The organism is Psychrobacter sp. GW64-MNA-CIBAN-0177, from assembly GCF_040309585.1.
Classification (GTDB): Bacteria; Pseudomonadota; Gammaproteobacteria; order Pseudomonadales; family Moraxellaceae; genus Psychrobacter; species Psychrobacter okhotskensis.
On sequence record NZ_JBEOOY010000083.1, the window covers coordinates 1 to 368 of the forward strand.

Below are 368 nucleotides of genomic sequence, written 5' to 3' on the forward strand. Positions count from 1 at the left end.
TTCGCAAGTTATGACGCAATAAGTGTCATGATAATAGCGTAATTGTTAGTTAAGCACGAAATTATCATCATTTAATAATTCTCACTTAATAAAAAAGCCACTGAATATAGCAGTGGCTTTTTTATGGCTAATTTTTGATTAAGCATGGTAAAAATCGCTAGGATTGATATTAATCATCCCACTGAGGCGTATAGTCAGGATGCTCAATCTTGCGCCCATCATTACGAGCAAGCTTGCTGATTTGTGCCAATTCATCCGCGCTTAATTGTACGTTGATGGCATCTAAATTACCTTGTAAGTGTTTTGGGTTCGAGGTTTTGGGGATGGCGATACGGTTTTTATCTGACAGTATCCAAGCCAATGACACT

1 protein-coding gene is annotated in these 368 nt (G+C 37.8%); it reads right to left on the reverse strand.

What is annotated here, in order from left to right; genetic code table 11:
* Positions 1-169: 169 nt before the first annotated feature.
* Positions 170-368: aldo/keto reductase (locus tag AAEY79_RS14265; RefSeq protein WP_352288902.1), on the reverse strand; the 199-nt coding region annotated here is incomplete at its 5' end.